The following is a 16,299-nucleotide window of genomic DNA, read 5'->3' as shown; positions in this document are numbered from 1 at the left end:
ATTTTCATGAGTCGCGTTACAAATTGGAAGCCAGTTTCGGTTATGCTGAGCCCTCCATAACTTGTCCTCCCGGACGATGTCTGACCCTTACCCTGCTCCCGAAGCGACCCCTGCTCGCTCAGCCAAACCCGCCACCAAATCCCTTCTAGACCGCCTGCTTTCCCTTGTGCGCCGAGAGCCCGAGGACCGCGAAGGCATCAAGGCCATTCTGGAAGCCGCGCACGAACGCCAGTTGCTCGACGCGGAATCCTACAAGATGATCAAGGGCGCGCTCGCCGTGTCCGAGGGCACCGTCGGCGACATCATGGTCCCGCGCTCACGCATGGACCTGCTGGATGTCACGCAGCCCATTCCCTACCTGGTGGCCAACGTGATCGAGACCGCGCATTCGCGGTTCCCCGTCTACGAAGGCGACCGCGACAACATCATCGGCATCCTGCTCGCCAAGGATCTGCTGCGCTGCATGCTGGAACCCGGCATTGAAGTGCGCACGCTGGTGCGCCCCGCCGTGTTCATCCCGGAATCCAAGCGCCTGAACGTGCTGCTGCACGAGTTCCGCGCCAGCCGCAACCACCAGGCCATCGTCATCGATGAGCATGGCGGCATTTCCGGCCTGGTCACGATGGAAGACGTGCTTGAGCAGATCGTCGGCGACATCGAAGACGAATTCGACGAAACCGAGGAAGACTCCATCTTCCCCGAAGGCGAAAACCAGTGGCGCGTCCTGGCGGCCACCGACATCTCGCACTTCAACGAAGTGTTCGGCTGCCAATTGCCGGACGACGAATACGACAGCGTCGGCGGATGGATGGGCGGCCAGCTTGGCCGCATCCCGCGCCGGGGCGACCACGCCGAATTCGGCGGACTGCGCATGGAAGTGGCTCGCGGCGACGCACGCCGCGCCATCTGGCTGCGCGTCAAACGCAACGCCACGCCCCAACCAGACCGCCCCGCCGCCGACGCATGAGCAGCCCCGCGCGCGGCCGAATCCTGCGCGGCGCCGCCGGCCTGGTGCTGGCGGGCGCCGTCCACGCCCTGACCTTCGCCCCCGGCCCCTTGCCGGGTTGGGCGCTGGCGGTCACCCAGATCCTGGCGCTGGCCATTCTCGCCCGCGTGACCCTGTATGCGCCGTCCGCCAGACAGGCGTGGATGCGCGGCTGGCTGTTCAGCTTTGCCAGCTATGCGCTGGGCCTGTACTGGATCTTCATCAGCCTGCACCGCTACGGCGATCTGTCCGCGCCGCTGGCCGTGGCCGCAGTGCTGGCGCTGTCAGCCTTCCTGGCGCTGTTTCCCGCCACCGCCAACGCGCTGGCGCGGCGCTACGCGCCGCTGGCTCCCGATTCGGCCCCTTCCCGCATCCTGTCCGGCACGCTCGCCTGGGCCGCGATGTGGGCCGCGTTCGAATGGCTGCGCGCCGTGGTGTTTACCGGCTTTCCCTGGCTGAACATAGGCTATGCGCAGGTCGACAGCCCGATCGCGGGCTGGGCGCCGTTGCTGGGCGTGCATGGCATGGCGTTCCTGGCCGCCTTCGTCGCGGCCGCCGTCGCCAGCCTGTGGCAACCCTCCCGAAAGGCCGGTCTCGGCTCGCGCCATGCCCTGGCCGCCGGCGTCGCGCTGGCCCTGGCAGGCGCGGGATGGCCGCTGGCCCGCATCGACTGGTCCGTCCCGTTCGGCGATGCACTGAACGTGCGCCTGGTCCAGGGCAACATCGAACAATCCCAGAAGTTCGACCCCGCGCTGCTCGAGCAAAGCCTGGTGCGGCACCTGGACCTGACGGCCATGCCGCCCGCGCCCGGCGTGCCCGCCCCGCAACTGGTGATCCTGCCCGAGACCGTGCTGCCCATCTTCCAGGACCAGCTCGACCCGCGCATCTGGGAGACCTGGCGCAATCTGGCCGCGCAGCGCAATACCGTCATCACGATGGGCGTGCCCCTGCACGACCGCGTGAACGGCCGCGAGCGCTACACCAACAGCGTCATGGGCTTTGACGGCAACACGCCGGTCGAGCAGCTGGTGGCGGGCAACCCCGCCATGCGCTACGACAAGCGCCACCTGGTGCCTTGGGGCGAGTATGTGCCGCCCGGGTTCCACTGGTTCGTGGACATGCTGAACATCCCGCTGGGCGACTTCGACCGCGGCGCCGAGCGCCAGACGCCCTTTGCCGTGGGCGGCCAGCACATCGCGTTCAACATCTGCTACGAAGATCTGTTCGGGCCCGACCTGCTGCCCGCGCTGCAACCCGGCGCCAACGGCGAGCCGGGCGCGACCATCCTGGTGAACGTCAGCAACCTGGGCTGGTTCGGCGATACCTGGGCCTTGCGCCAGCATTTGCAGATCGGACGCCTGCGCACCATCGAAACCGCGCGTCCCATGCTCACGGCGACCAACACGGGCATTACCGCCGCCATCAACGCCAAGGGCGAGGTGGCCGCACAGCTTGCGCCGCTGCAGGCGGGCGTACTGCCGGTATCCGTGCAAGGCATGACGGGGCTTACCCCCTATGCGCGTTTCGGCGACAAGACCGCGCTGGCCCTGATCGGCCTGGCGCTCATCGCCGCGGTGGGCAGCGGCCGCAAGACGCGCCGCCGCTGATCCGCCTTCACGCGAACAGGTTCGCGGGCAAGGCGCCGTTCTCCTCGGGCGGGCGCAGCGGTCCGGCGCCCGCGCCCGTCAGTTCGACCGCCTCCGCGATGGCCTGCATGTCCTCCGCATCCAGCTCCAGCTCCGCCGCGCCCAGCAGGCCATTGACCTGGGCGGCGCTGCGCGCGCCCACGATGGCTCCCGTCACGCCCGGCCACGCCAGCGTCCATGCCGCCGCCGCGGCGGCAACGGTCGTGCCGTGGCGCTCCGCGATGGGCTTGAAGGCGTCGGCCAGGGCCAGGTTGCGCTCGAGATTGGGCGGCCTGAATTCCGCATGGCGCACGCGCCAATCGTCCTGGGGCAAGGCCAGCGCGCGCTGCACGCTGAAGGCGCCGGTCAGAAGGCCCGACTGCATCGGGCTGTAGACGATCACGCCCGTGCCGTTTCCGGCGCACCATGGGATCAGGTCGCCGCCCGCGGCGCGCTGGATCGCCGAGAACGGTGGCTGCAGCGAGTCCACGTGCCCCAGGGATTCCGCGTCCTGCACCTGCGCAAGATTGTGGTTTGACAGTCCGATCGCCCTGACCTTGCCGGCCTGCTTCAAGTCCAGCAGCTCCTGCCAGTATGTCTCCAGCGGCGTGCCGTCGCCGGCCGGCCAATGCATCTGGTAGAGGTCGATGCGTTCGACGCCCAGGCGGCGCAGCGAGCCTTCGATTTCACGGCGGATGCTGGCTGGCGCGCCCGTGCGCCGCGGCGTGGCCAGCGGCTGTTCCGCGGACCAGGTCAGGCCGCACTTGGTGAAGACATACGGGCGGTCGTCCGGCGCCATCTGGGCCAGGGCGCGGCGCACGATATCTTCGGAGTGGCCCAGCCCGTACACCGCCGCGGTGTCGATCCAGTTGATGCCGCGATCCACGGCCAGCCGGATCGCGGCGATGGAATCGGAATCATCCTGCGGGCCCCATCCCACCGCCCATCCATTTCCACCGATGGCCCAGGCGCCAAGTCCGATACGCGTGATGTCCATGCCGCTGCGGCCGAGGGTCCGCGTGGGAAAGGAGGTCTTGCTGTTCATGAAGATGTGCTCATCTGTGGATCCCTTTGCCTGTGCGCGTGACGATGTCCAGCAAAGTCCCGGGCGCAAAAGCCACAAAGATTGAATAAATTTTTTCCGTCCACGATAGCACTCGCACAAGCCTTTGATTTCGTTGAATTCTGCATCAATCGGCATTCGCGTTTGAGGTCCGCGGCACGCCAAAAAGCCACTCATTCGTGCGATCCAACCCTCTTTTTTGGCAACTTTTTAGCTTTTTCCCATGAACCGACTTGCACACCCAATTTAGTTCGTGCATAATCTCGTTTCTTCGCCAACGGCACTAAACAAAACCGGCAACGAACTACGAAAAAACGCACCGTAAAACGTGCCCAAATTCGTAAAACGTTGAACGGATTGATTAGAGAAACGGGGGTATAGCTCAGCTGGGAGAGCGCTTGCATGGCATGCAAGAGGTCAGCGGTTCGATCCCGCTTACCTCCACCAGTCAACAGCGAAGAAGGCAGTACCAGTATTTAGTAGCGCAAGTTTAGTACGGCAAGTCCTGAGTCCCCTTCGTCTAGAGGCCTAGGACATCACCCTTTCACGGTGAGTACAGGGGTTCGAATCCCCTAGGGGACGCCAGTTTACTGGCAGCAGTTTGCGGTAAGTAAGTGCAGTAAATAGATGCAGTTGAAGTGACAAAGTAGTTGAGTAAGCCGCTGCGGAGCGGTAGTTCAGTTGGTTAGAATACCGGCCTGTCACGCCGGGGGTCGCGGGTTCGAGCCCCGTCCGCTCCGCCAAAAGCTCTCTCGCTCAGAGTCTTTCAAGAGCTCCGTTTTCGGGGCTTTTTGCTTTTATAGAGTGTGAGACCTTGTTGTCTGAAGTTTGGGGCATCAGGACTTCCTGGGGGTATAGCTCAGCTGGGAGAGCGCTTGCATGGCATGCAAGAGGTCAGCGGTTCGATCCCGCTTACCTCCACCAGTAAAGCAGTACAGTAGTAAAGTTGTTCGTTCAGGTCCCCTTCGTCTAGAGGCCTAGGACATCACCCTTTCACGGTGAGTACAGGGGTTCGAATCCCCTAGGGGACGCCAGCTTCATCTGGCATGTAGCACCAAGCTGCCTTGACACCGCAGTGTAGTATTGAAGTTCAGAAGTACAGTTAAACAAGCCGCTGCGGAGCGGTAGTTCAGTTGGTTAGAATACCGGCCTGTCACGCCGGGGGTCGCGGGTTCGAGCCCCGTCCGCTCCGCCAAAGCACTTTGTGCTTTACGCAAAAATGCTGCTCCACGCAGCAGCCGTCAAAAGCTCCGGATTCCGGAGCTTTTTGCTTTTGTGCCTGCGCAGCGGCGCAAGCACCATCCCCCCCTTTTTTCGCCATCCTCCCCTTCCCTCAGTCTCGTCCGTTTTGCCCTCTGGACAGCGTGGCGGCGCGCCTTCATTCTGTGTGCATACGCCATGCGAAGAAACGAGGCCTACGTGACCCCCAAAGACGCCGCACCCCAAGCGCATCGCCAACACCTGCAGCGCATCATCGCGGGCCTGAACGAGGGCATCATCCTGCTTGAGGCCGACGGATCGATCGCCTGGGCCAACGCCAGCGCGCTCAGCCTGCACGGCGCCGACGAACTGGACGACCTGGGCGGCACGCCCGCCGGCTACCGCAAGCGCTACACGCTCACGTACCGCAATCATCATCGCGTGCCGGCGCGTCAGTACCCGCTGGACCGCCTGCAGGCCGCGGAGGCCTTCGACGAGCTGCTGCTGGACCTGAGCCGCAAGGACGACGAGGAATTCCTGCGCCATGTGCTGGCGCGCGGTCTGAACCTGGACGATGACGCCGGAGTCGCCTACCGCGTGCTGATCCTGCACGACCAGACCGGACAGATCAACGCCGAAGAACGCTTCGAACGCACGTTTTCCGCCAATCCCGCCCCCGCGCTGGTCTGCCGCCTGTCGGACCTGCGGTATGTGAAGGTCAACCAGGGATTCCTGGAAATGACCGGCTACACGCGCGACGCCGTGCTGGGCAAATCGGCGTACGAACTGGATGTGCTGGACGGCGGCGAAGACAAGGAAGCGGCCGTCGCCAAACTCAACGAAGGCCAGACCATCGCGCAGCGCGAAGGCACCGTGAAGCTGCCCGACGGCAGCGCCAAGTTCGTGGTGGTTGCGGGCCAGCCCATCGACATGCAGGACGAACCCTGCATGTTGTTCACCTTCATTGACCTGGAGGCCCGCAAGCGAACCGAGGTGGCGCTGCGGGAAAGCGAAGAACGCTTCTCCAAGGCTTTCCGGCTGGCGCCCGTGCCCATGGCGGTATGCGATGGCGTCACCCTGCACGTGCTGGACATCAACGAGGCCTTCGAGGCGGCCACCGGGGCCTCGCTGGAAAGCGGCGCGGACGTGGATCTTGCCGGACTGGGGCTGCGGCCTTACGAAGGCATGGTCGCCAGCCTGAAGCGCGGCGAAAGCGCCCGCAACCGTGAAGCCATGCTGACCGCGCAGGACGGCGGGCAGCTGGACTGCCTGGTGTCGGCCGAGCCGGTGATGATCGGCGGCGAACGGCGCGTGCTTGTGGTCATGCAGGACATCACCGAACGCAAGCGCTCCGAGACCGAGCTGCTGACGGCGATCGAGGCCGTCATGCAGGACACTTCGTGGTTCAGCCGGGGCATCATCGAAAAGCTGGCCCAACTGCGCGAGCCCGCGCCGGCCACCCGCGACGTCGCGGAACTGGCGCAGCTCACCTCGCGCGAACGCGAGGTCCTGGGGTTGCTGTGCCAGGGGCACGATGACGATGGCATCGCCAAGACCCTCAAGCTGTCCCGCAACACGGTGCGCAATCACGTGGCCACGATCTACAGCAAGATCGGCGTGCATCGGCGCAGCGCCGCCATCGTCTGGGCGCGGGACCGCGGCATCACAGGGCATGAGCATGCCCGCGCGCGGGACAAGCGGCCAAAGACATGATGGCCGCCCGCCTTAATTTACAATTTGAATCAAAATATCCGCCCCTGCGGGGTCGCCGAAGATGACGCCGCGTTAGAAGTCGAGGCCACCCAAAAGCGGCCATTTCCTCCGAACGCCCGCCCAACACACCCCGAAAACCGGCCTTGCGGCCCGCATTGCGCAAACCCTGCACAGGTTCTTACGATCCGCCGATCCCGCCCTTGCCTTGATGGCTTTGCGGCGCGATCCCAGTAAGACCGAACAGGAGCCCGACTTTGCAGACCGCCTACATCCCCGTCCCGACGGCGCCCAAGCGCCTGCCCGCCCCCGCCTGGAGCGCCGCCGACATCATGGCGCTCTATGAACTGCCGTTTATGGATCTGGTGCACCGGGCCCAGCAGACCCACCGCGCCCACTTCGATCCGAACGCCATCCAGCTGTCCAGCCTGCTGTCGATCAAGACCGGCGGCTGTCCCGAGGACTGCGCCTATTGCCCGCAGTCCTCGCACTACGACACCGGCCTGGACGCCGACAAGCTGATGCCGCTGGATGAGGTGGTCGCCGCGGCCCGCGCCGCCCAGGCCGGCGGCGCGCAACGCTTCTGCATGGGCGCCGCCTGGCGCAGCCCCAAGCCCCACCACCTGGACGCCGTGGCCGAGATGGTCAGCGCGGTAAAGGCGCTGGGCCTGGAAACCTGCGTGACGCTGGGCATGCTGCGCGAAGGCCAGGCCCAGCAGTTGAAAGACGCCGGACTGGACTACTACAACCACAACCTGGACACCTCGCCGGAGTTCTACGGCAAGATCATTTCCACGCGTACCTACCAGGACCGCCTGGACACGCTGGACCGCGTGCGAGATGCCGGCATCAACGTGTGCTGCGGCGGCATCGTGGGCATGGGCGAGTCCCGCCGCGAACGAGCGGGCCTGATCGCCCAGTTGGCCAGCATGGAGCCCTATCCCGAGTCCGTGCCGATCAACAACCTGGTGCAGGTGGAGGGCACGCCGCTAGCTGGCGTGGAGGCGCTGGACCCGTTCGAATTCGTCCGCACCATCGCGGTCGCGCGCATCGCCATGCCGCGCGCGGCAGTGCGCCTGTCGGCCGGGCGCGAAGCCATGGACGACGCGCTGCAGGCGCTGTGCTTCATGGCCGGCGCCAACTCCATGTTCTACGGCGATGCGCTGCTGACCACGGCAAACCCGCAGATGGAAGCCGACCAGCGCCTGCTGGAACGCCTGGGCATGCGGATCGACGCGGCCCAGCACGTCCATCACGAGACCGCCACGTGCCGTTGACGCCGGGCCTGCTGTACCTGGCGGCCAGCGTCCTCTGCAGCGTCACCGTGGCCGTGCTGCTGAAGCTGGCCCGGCGCTACCAGGTGGACGTGCGGCAGGCGATCGCCATGAATTATGCCGTGGCCGCCCTGCTCTGCTGGGCGGTGCTGCGGCCGGACCCGGCGCGCCTGTTCGCGCCGCAGACGCCGTGGCTGGTGCTGGCGGCGCTGGGCGTGCTGCTGCCCAGCGTCTTCCTGGCGATGGCGGCGGCGCTGCGGCACGCCGGCATCGTGCGCAGCGACGCCGCGCAGCGCCTGTCGCTCTTCATCCCGCTGCTGGCCGCGTTCCTGCTGTTCGGCGAGCCCGTCAGCGGCCGCAAGCTGGCGGCGATCCTTCTGGCGTTCAGCGCCCTGTTCTGCCTGTTGCGCCAGCCGCCCCGGGCGCAGGCCGCAGGCGCCAGCGCGCCCGAGGACCGCCGCGCGATGTGGCTGTGGCCGATGGTGGTGTGGGCCGGCTACGGCGTGATCGACATCCTGTTCAAGCAGGTGGCGCGCACCGGCACCGCGTTCGCCGGGGGCCTGCTGCTGGCCTTCGTGCTGGCCGGCGTATTGATGCTGGCCTATCTGCTTTGGCGCCGGGTGCGCTGGCAGGCCCGCCATCTGGCGGCCGGCGTGGCGCTGGGCCTGGCCAACTTCGGCAATATCCTGACCTATATCCGGGCGCACCAGTCCCTGCCCGAGCATCCCGCGCTGGTGTTCGCGTCGATGAACATGGGAGTGATCACGCTGGGCACGCTGGTGGGCGCGCTGGCCTTCCGCGAGCCGCTGACGCGGGTGAACGTCCTGGGCATTGCGCTGGCCCTTACTGCCATCCTGCTGATGGCGCCGTGGTAGGGGCGCCTCGTCAGGTGCCGGTGCGGACCTGGCGCTCGGGCTCGGCGGATTCGTCGGGCAGGTCCGGCGGCGCTCCGTCGGCCGCGCCGGCATCGGCGCGGACCGGTTCCGGCTCGGCCACGGGTTCCGGCGGCGCGGGCGCGGCGGACGGGTCCGGCTGCACCATTTCCATGGCGATGTCGTTTTCGGGGTCCACCCGCGGATCCAGCACCGCCGACGCGGGCGAGCTCTGCAAGGTGTCGGGCATGGGCACGAAATGCGTCGGCGCCTCGTCGACCTGGTGCGCGCCCGTGACGCGCGTGGGACGCACCTGCCAGACCAGGATCACGGCGCAGGCCGAGATGAAGACGTAATACATGCTGGGGCCGCCCAGGGACATCATCAGCCCCGCGACCATGGGGCCGATACAGGCGCCCACGCCATAGGTCATGAGCAGCACGGCCGACAGGCTCACGCGCCGCTCGGACTCGACGTGGTCATTGGCGAACGCCGCGCCCAGCGGATAGAGCGTGAACTGCAATATGCCGAAGACACAGGACATGGCGACCAGCGCCCAAAAGGGCAGCGTGATCCAGCCCCACATGACCGTGGGCAGCACCACCAGCAGCAAGGCGTTGAACCGGATCAGGCCGGCGCGGTTGATGCGGTCGGACAGCCAGCCCATGGGCCATTGCGACAACAGGCCCGCCGTGACGGCGGCGGCCACGAAGACGGCGGCCTGCGAGGTGGACAGGCCGTGCTTGGCGCCGTAGACGGCCGCCAGGCCATAGAAGGCCCCGGAAAGGTTGCCCGCCACGAACAGCACCGTCATCGACAGCGGCACGCGGCGCATGAAAAAGCGGATATCCAGCGGCGCCGGCAGGGGCGTGGGCGGGTGCGACCGGGCGGTGACGGCAAGCGGCACCAGGCACAGCACCAGACACATGGCCACCAGGGTCAGCGGCCGCAGGTCCAGCGTGGCGTAGGCGGTCAGCGCCAATTGCCCCAGCACGGTGCCCAGGCCGGACACGACCATGTAGACGGAGAAGACCCGGCCGCGCTGGTGGTTTTCGGTTTGCTCGTTCAGCCAGCTCTCGATGACCATGAATTCCGTCACCATCACGATGCCGGAAATGACGCGGAACACCAGCCAGACCGGCATGGAATCCACCAGCGTCTGCGCCAGGATCATGCTGGTGGCGATGGCCGCGCAGGCGACGAACGCCCGGATATGGCCGACGCGGATGATGAGCTTGTGCCCCAGCCGCGCGCCGCACACCAGGCCCAGGTAGTAGCCGGCGATCAAGGCGCCGATCCACACTTCACTGACCGACTGGGAGGTCAGCCTCAGGCCCATGTAGGTGTTGAACAGACCCGTGCCGATGAGCATCAGCAAGGTCGCAAAATAGAGCGACGAGAAAGATGAGATGGTGGAGAGCATGGCGTCGGCGACCGCTGCTGGCGCAAGCGCGGCGGGCCGCCGGGGCGGCCCGCGCGTTGAGCGGTAAAACAGGAACTACGGGATCAGGCCTGCGAGAGCATCGTGGCGGCGTCGCTGACTTCGAACTTGCCAGCGGCTTCCACGTTCAGGTGCTTGACCACGCCGTCGACGATCAGCGCCGAGTAGCGCTGCGAGCGCACGCCCATGCCGCGCTGGATCAGGTCCAGTTCGAGGCCCAGTTCCTTGGTCCACAGCGCGGAGCCGTCGGCCAGCATGCGGACCTTGCCGTCGGTCTTCTGTTCACGGCCCCAGGCGCCCATGACGAAGGCGTCGTTGACGGACACGCACCAGATTTCATCGATGCCCTTGGCCTTCAGCGCCGCGGCCTGTTCCACGTAGCCCGGCAGATGCTTGGCCGAGCAGGTGGGGGTGAAGGCGCCGGGCACGGCGAACAGCGCAATGGTCTTGCCGCGGGTCAGGTCGGCGACCTGGAACGCGTTGGGGCCGAGCGAGCAACCGGCGGTTTCGGTTTCGATGAATTCGGTCAGGGTGCCATCGGGCACGCGGTCGCCGACTTTGATCGTCATGTAAATCTCCAGGAATGGGGGCAATGCATTGAGGCAGGAGCGCCTCACAGGCACCATCATAGTTCTTGCGGGGCCGGGTTGCAGCCTTCGGGGACAGGGGAAAAGAAGATGCACAGTCTGAAACGACTCAACACGACCGCTACATGGCCCGGAAACGGGTGGTTGCCATAATGCCGTGGTAACCATCGCCTGTCGCGGCTGCCCTGGCAGTGGCCCGGGGGGCTTCATAGGGAGGCTTTGCGATGCGTAAGATCTTGACCACCGGGCTGGCCTGGGCGCTGGCCGCCGCCGCCCCGGCCTGGGCGGCTCCGGACGCCGCCGAACAGGCCCAATTCGATTCCTTCGTCGTTGCAGCGGGCGCCTCCAATGGCGCCGCGCGCGCTTGCGGCGCTTCCGAACCCGACCTGGCCCAGCACCAGGCCACGGCGCGCAAGAATCTGCTGCGGTACGCCGAGGAGTATCAGTTTTCGGCGGGCGGGTATGACGGGCTGTACCAGAAGGGGATGGCGCAGGGGAAGACGATGATGGATGAGATGAAGCGCTCGGGGGTGGATGGCTGCCGGGGGGTGCTGGGGAGCTTTCAGAACGAGCGGGTGATTGGGTATGAAGAGATGAAGAATGCCTTGGCGGAGGTTAGTGATGGGTTGCCGGGGGAGAAGGCTCGCTAGGGGGGATCTTGGGGCGGGTGATGGTTCTTTAGACGCCTGGCGTGGCGGGGGCCTGGGGTACGCGGGGCTGCGATTGCGGTCCGGAGCCTTCGCTCCGGACTGCCCCGTCGTCATCTTCGTCACCGCCTTTGGCGGTTCCTTCAGATTCCCTCGGGCTTATCGACGCCTCGCGTACCCCAGGCCCCCGCCACGCCAGGCTCTGGTGGTTTGATCTTTACGGGCGCCGGGGCGGACGGTGTTCTTCTGGTTCTCGCCACGCGTGGTGGGTGGTGGAAGATCTTGCGGGGCCCGCGCCCGGCCGGCCGCGCGGGCGGCCTTTGGGCGCTTACACAGGGGCTTGCGTCGTGGCGACGACGCTTCGCGTGTGGGCACATGTGTCTGACACGGATGCGCGGGTCAGGGGTCACAAGACGGCGTCAAAGCCCGTTTTGCTTGAACCAGTCCAGCATCCTGGTCCAGGCCTGCTCCGCCTCGGCCTTGCGGTAGGAGGGGCGGTAGTCCGCGTGGAAGGCGTGCGGGGCGTCGGGGTAGATGTCGATGCGCGAGGCCTTGGCGGCGGCTGTGCCCTTGGCCAGTTCGATGCGCATGCGGTCTACGTCGGACTGGGAGATCCCGGCGTCCTTGCCGCCGTAGGCGCCGAGGACCGGGGCCTTCAGGTCGTTGACGATGCTCAGCACGGCCTTGGGCTTCAGTTCGCTGGGTTCGCCCGCCAGCTGGCCGTACCAGGCGGCGCCGGCCTTCAGCTTGGGGTTGTGCGCGGCGTATAGCCAGACCTGGCGGCCGCCCCAGCAGAAGCCCAGGATGCCCAGCCGGTCCGGGTTGCCGCCGTTGGCCGCAGCCCAGGCGGCCGTGGCGTCCAGGTCGCGCTGCACCTGCGCGTCCGGCACCTTGCTCACGACTTCGGCCTGCAATTTGGGGATCTCGGTGTATTTGGACGGGTCGCCCTGGCGCGCGTAGAGTTCGGGCGCGATCGCCAGGTAGCCCTGGTGGGCCAGCCGGCGGCATACGTCCTGGATGTATTCGTGCACGCCGAAGATCTCCTGCACCACGATCAGGGTGGGGAGGTTCTTCTTGCCCTGCGGGGCGGCCCGATAGGCGGGCATCTTGCCGTCCGGGGTGGGGATGTCGATCTTGCCTGCCAACAGTCCGTTGGCGTCGGTGGCGATGGCGGTCTGCGCCGCGGCCGGGCCTGCCGCCAGCGAGAATCCTGCCGCCACCGTGGTGGCGATGAAGCCCCGCCGGTCCAGCCGCAAGGGCGGAAGCAAGCTGTCGAACTGCGCGTCCTGGTCTTTCATCGAGAATCTCCGGGAATAAGACAAGCCCCGGGGGACGCGTTTGCGTCCCTTCCGCGGCCTGCCGAGTTCACTTCAGGGAGAAGTCCACGCGCGAGGGTTGCCCCTCGTCCTTGATGCCATCGGTGTCCAGCTGCGGCGCAACGATGAACACGCGATCCGCGAGTCCTTCCTGGGCTTGCAACTTCTCATAAACCGCCTGCGCTCGGGCATCCGCCAGTTGGCGCAGTTGCTCCTCGCCGACGGGAGCCACCCCGCGCAGCATTTGCTCCATCTGCTCAGCGGGAATGGACTTGGCCATGCCGATGAGATTGCGCGGCTTGTCCTTGATATCCGTGTCGTCATAGACCTCTTCAAGGTACTTGGCGCGCTCGGCACCCGTGACCTCGACACCGGCCGGATTGGGCTTCTTGCCCCGGGGCGCGGTGGCGGCGGCCTTGGCGGCGCGGATCTTGCCTTCTACCCAGGCCTGGCGCAGGCCTTCGATGTCGGTCTTGGGATCGGCGCGGCCGCTGATGTCCATCTTCAGCGCGGGGCGGTCCACCAAAGCCTTGGTCAGGGTGTCGATGCGCTGCACCGAGTCTTCGGTCAGCTGCGCGCTGCCCGGCGCGAATTCCACATAGGACAGCTCTTCGCCGCCGCCGAACGCCGAGGCCAGCAGGCTGAAGGGCGAGGTGACGGCCTTGACCACCAGGTTCAGCAAGACGCGCACCACGATGCCGCCGACCGAAAACTCCGGGTCGTCCAGCGAGCCCGAGATCGGCAGGTTGATGTCGATGTTGCCGCGCGAGTCCTTTAGCAAGGCCACGGCGAGCAGCACCGGCAGCTTGGTGGCGTCCGGGCTGTTGGTCTTGTCGCCGAACGTGAGCTGGTTGAGCACGACGTGGTTGGAGGCCTGCAAGGCGCGGTTCTTGATCTTGTATTCCAGGTCCACCGACAGCTTGCCGCGCTTGATCGGGTAACCCACGTACTTGGCGGAATAGGTGTTGAAGCGCGGCAGGTCCACGCCCTTGGCGGACGCCTTCAGGTCCAGCGACAGGAATTTGGCGAAGGGCTGCACGACGCCGCTGATGGACAGGGGCGCGGTCGTGTAGACCCGGCCGGTGACCTTGACCTTGGCGGGCTGGGGATTGGTGGACGAGACCGCGGTGATGCCGCCCTCGATGCTGGACAGCTCGGCCACGTAGTTGGGTTTGACGAAGCGGTCGGTGAAGGTCATGCGGCCGCGGTTCAAGGTGACGCTGTTGACCGAGATGTCCGGCATGCCCCCGCTGCTCTTGGCGGCCGGAGCGGGCGGCGCCGCGGCGCGGCCGGGAGTCTGGGTGTCCTGGGTGATGGAGCCGCCGGCCTGCCCCGGCGCAGCCACCAGGTCCATGACGTTCAGCCGGCCCTGGGCATTGAGCAGTATCCGGCCGTAGAAGTCTTCCAGGGCGATGTCGCCCAGCTTCGCGCCGATCTTGTCGCCCGCCACGGAGATGTCCATGCCGGAAAAGCCGAGCCGCTTCCAGTTCAGGAAATCGTCTTGGTTGACGCGGTCTTGCAGGTCGACATCGGTGATTTCGACACCGCCCTTCCAGGCCGCTTTCATGGGCGCATTGCCGGCGGCGGCGGCGAACTCGGCGTTGCCCTTTGCGCCCAGCGTGATGGCGCGCACGGTGGCGTTCAGGCTGGACGCCGCATACGGCGCGAACGAAGCGACGTTCAATCCGGACAGGTCCACGGAGGTCTTGACGGTCAGCGGCTGCGGGGTGAACGCGCCCTGCAGGTTCAGCTTGCCGTTGCCTTGTATGCCGGCGGCCGCCAGCGTGAAGTTGCTCTGGCCGGGCCCCATGGCAAGACGGTCGGCCGTCACATGCAGGGTCTGCAAGGCGATGTCCAGCGCGGGCTTGAACGTTTCATCCCGCGCCTTGAATTGCGTCAGGTCGGCCTGCACGGCGGTGGCCGAGGTGTCCACCGCGCCGTTCTTTTCCCGCACATGGATCTGCGCGGTTGCGCCCAGCCTGCCGTCCAGCAGGGTGATCGGCGCCGCGCTGCGCACGGCCGGCGCCAAAGGCGCCAGGGCCACGTTGCCCAGGCGCACGCCCAGTTCGAGCGACAGCGGCTTGATCACCAGCGGCCCCTTGGCGCGCAGCCAGCCGCCGTCGGTGCTGTTGTCCATGGTCAGCCACAGGTTGATGGGCTGGTCCGGCGCCTGCGGCAGCGTCACGCCCTCTACCGTGGCGGCCAGGCCGGTCATCACGTAGTCCAGCTTGCTGATCGCATCCGTGACGTAGACCTCGCCTTCATGCAGGTTGAAGGCGTCCAGGGTGACCTTCCATTCGCCGGGCGCGGCGGGCTGGGGCGCGGGCGCCGGCGTGGACGGCGGTTCCGGCGCGGCGGTGGCGGATGCCGCCGTTGCCGCGGGCGTGGCGGCTGCCTCGGGCGTGGGCGACGCGACGGGCGCATCGGGCGCCGCCGGCGCGGCGGGCTCGATGCCGCTGGCCTTCTTCATCTTGTCGATCACCGGCGTGGCGGTCGGCTCCACGCCGCCCAGGGCTTTGAGACCGGCGACCACGTCCTGCCAGTTCAGGTGCTGGTTGGCGTGCCGCCGCACCTGGATCTGCGGGGCCCACAGGCCCACTTCTCCGATATAGACCTGACGGGCGATCGGCTCCAGTTCCAGCCGGGTGACGGTGAGCGCGCTCCAGGCCGCGAGGGCCTCGCCGGCGGTGTCGCGCAGGTCCAGACGGCGCAGGCCCAGGTCGCCCACGATGCGGATCTTGGGCGGGGCGTCCTTGGGCTGCTCGAACAGGATCTGCAGGTTCGAGTCCAGCAGCGCGCTCTCGACCTTGAACGGCAGGGGCATGGGCCAGACATCGGCCCACTTTTCCAGCTGCAGCCCGTTGAACGCCACGCGCAGCGTGGACGAGGGCACCACGTCGAAGGGGCGCGCCACGCCGGTCAGGTCGAAGGGACTGCCGTTGATGCGCAGGTGCAGGCGGGGCTGGACGTCGATATCGGTGGCGTACCCGAACGTGGAAATGAACGGCACGCCCACGCCCAGCTCGTCCACCACCTGCTTGCGGCCGGTGACCTTGTCGTCCAGCGTGATGGAGCCGCCGTCGATCACCATGTTGTTCAGCGAAAAGCGCGGCAGCCCTTCGTCCGGCTTGGGCGGTTCCTCGGGCTTGGAGGCCGTCAATTCGGCCACGCGTTGCTCAATATCAGAGAAATTGAATCGCGTGACGTCTTCGCGGACGATGGCGATGTTAGGCTGGCGCAGGGTCAGTCGATCGACCACGGGCGCGAACCAGAACAGCGAAGTCCATGCCGCGCTGGCATCCAGTTCCGCCAGCGTCATGAGCGGGGTCTGGGAGCCGGGCTGGGCTACGGCCAGGTCGCGCGCGCGGACGGTCAGTGTGAAGGGATTGAATGTGATCTTGCCGACGGAGACGTCGCGGCCGATCATTTTGGAGACGTCCTGGGTCAGGACGTCATGCAGGACCTTCGGGACCTGCCAGGCGGCAACGCCGCAAAGAATCAGCAAGAACGCAAGGATGCCCAGAAGAATCTTGCCGGCGCGCCGGGTGAACCGAAGCTTGGGCATGCGCACGGGCATCG

General features: G+C 66.5%; 11 protein-coding genes and 6 tRNA genes. 12 read left to right on the top strand and 5 right to left on the bottom strand.

The window, feature by feature from the left end; genetic code table 11:
• Positions 1 to 76 precede the first annotated feature (76 nt).
• Together HLG70_RS28050 and lnt are read left to right on the top strand one after the other, a co-directional pair.
• Positions 77 to 967 carry an HlyC/CorC family transporter gene (locus HLG70_RS28050; RefSeq protein ID WP_171667125.1) on the top strand — a complete coding sequence of 297 codons (891 nt, stop codon included), beginning with the start codon at positions 77 to 79 and terminating at the stop codon, positions 965 to 967.
• Positions 964 to 2,592: an apolipoprotein N-acyltransferase gene (gene lnt, locus HLG70_RS28045; RefSeq protein WP_171667126.1), complete on the top strand. Its 1,629-nt coding sequence runs from the start codon at positions 964 to 966 to the stop codon at positions 2,590 to 2,592. The genes HLG70_RS28050 and lnt overlap by 4 nt, the downstream gene beginning before the upstream one ends.
• A 7-nt stretch (positions 2,593 to 2,599) precedes the next feature.
• Here lnt and HLG70_RS28040 read toward each other — a convergent pair whose 3' ends face one another.
• Positions 2,600 to 3,655, bottom strand: coding sequence for an aldo/keto reductase (locus HLG70_RS28040; RefSeq protein ID WP_171667127.1), 1,056 nt, complete (start codon positions 3,653 to 3,655; stop codon positions 2,600 to 2,602).
• Positions 3,656 to 4,044: 389 nt separating this feature from the next.
• Here HLG70_RS28040 and HLG70_RS28035 point away from each other — a divergent pair.
• From HLG70_RS28035 to HLG70_RS27995, 9 genes are all read left to right on the top strand, one after another.
• A tRNA-Ala gene (locus tag HLG70_RS28035) sits at positions 4,045 to 4,120 on the top strand.
• A gap of 62 nt (positions 4,121 to 4,182) precedes the next feature.
• Positions 4,183 to 4,258, top strand: a tRNA-Glu gene (locus HLG70_RS28030).
• A gap of 81 nt (positions 4,259 to 4,339) precedes the next feature.
• Positions 4,340 to 4,416: transfer RNA gene (locus tag HLG70_RS28025), tRNA-Asp, on the top strand.
• 105 nt (positions 4,417 to 4,521) lie between these two features.
• Positions 4,522 to 4,597, top strand: a tRNA-Ala gene (locus HLG70_RS28020).
• Between the two features lie 34 nt (positions 4,598 to 4,631).
• Positions 4,632 to 4,707 (top strand) — tRNA-Glu (locus HLG70_RS28015).
• Positions 4,708 to 4,791: 84 nt separating this feature from the next.
• A tRNA-Asp gene (locus tag HLG70_RS28010) sits at positions 4,792 to 4,868 on the top strand.
• Between the two features lie 203 nt (positions 4,869 to 5,071).
• Positions 5,072 to 6,586 carry a helix-turn-helix transcriptional regulator gene (locus HLG70_RS28005; RefSeq protein ID WP_171667128.1) on the top strand — a complete coding sequence of 505 codons (1,515 nt, stop codon included), beginning with the start codon at positions 5,072 to 5,074 and terminating at the stop codon, positions 6,584 to 6,586.
• A 254-nt stretch (positions 6,587 to 6,840) separates the two neighbouring features.
• Positions 6,841 to 7,860: a biotin synthase BioB gene (gene bioB, locus HLG70_RS28000; protein ID WP_171667129.1), complete on the top strand. Its 1,020-nt coding sequence runs from the start codon at positions 6,841 to 6,843 to the stop codon at positions 7,858 to 7,860.
• A complete protein-coding gene (locus HLG70_RS27995) occupies positions 7,857 to 8,732 on the top strand; it encodes a DMT family transporter (protein ID WP_171667216.1) in 876 nt (291 codons plus the stop codon). Before bioB ends, HLG70_RS27995 begins: the two co-directional genes overlap by 4 nt.
• Positions 8,733 to 8,742: 10 nt before the next feature.
• On the opposite strand, the gene HLG70_RS27990 is transcribed toward HLG70_RS27995, so the two are convergent.
• Both HLG70_RS27990 and HLG70_RS27985 read right to left on the bottom strand, forming a co-directional pair.
• Entirely contained in the window at positions 8,743 to 10,152 is a 1,410-nt protein-coding gene (locus HLG70_RS27990) for an MFS transporter (protein WP_171667130.1), read from the bottom strand.
• Between the two features lie 83 nt (positions 10,153 to 10,235).
• Positions 10,236 to 10,739, bottom strand: coding sequence for a peroxiredoxin (locus tag HLG70_RS27985; RefSeq protein WP_171667131.1), 504 nt, complete (start codon positions 10,737 to 10,739; stop codon positions 10,236 to 10,238).
• A 242-nt stretch (positions 10,740 to 10,981) separates the two neighbouring features.
• Here HLG70_RS27985 and HLG70_RS27980 point away from each other — a divergent pair, with 242 nt between their 5' ends.
• The gene (locus HLG70_RS27980) at positions 10,982 to 11,407 is read left to right on the top strand and encodes a hypothetical protein (RefSeq protein WP_171667132.1); all 426 of its coding nucleotides are present in this window, start codon (positions 10,982 to 10,984) and stop codon (positions 11,405 to 11,407) included.
• Between the two features lie 416 nt (positions 11,408 to 11,823).
• Here the strand turns inward: HLG70_RS27980 and HLG70_RS27975 are convergent, their stop codons facing one another.
• Positions 11,824 to 12,702, bottom strand: a complete 879-nt coding sequence (locus HLG70_RS27975) for a dienelactone hydrolase family protein (RefSeq protein ID WP_171667133.1) — start codon at positions 12,700 to 12,702, stop codon at positions 11,824 to 11,826.
• 67 nt (positions 12,703 to 12,769) lie between these two features.
• On the bottom strand, positions 12,770 to 16,297 hold the full coding sequence (locus HLG70_RS27970) for a DUF748 domain-containing protein (protein ID WP_171667134.1): 3,528 nt from the start codon (positions 16,295 to 16,297) through the stop codon (positions 12,770 to 12,772).
• Positions 16,298 to 16,299 lie beyond the last annotated feature (2 nt).

The sequence above is a fragment of the Achromobacter deleyi genome (assembly GCF_013116765.2).
GTDB classification, from domain to species: Bacteria; Pseudomonadota; Gammaproteobacteria; order Burkholderiales; family Burkholderiaceae_B; genus Achromobacter; species Achromobacter deleyi_A.
The sequence above is the reverse complement of the archived record's forward strand: the minus strand, read 5'-3'. Positions and strand labels throughout refer to the sequence as shown.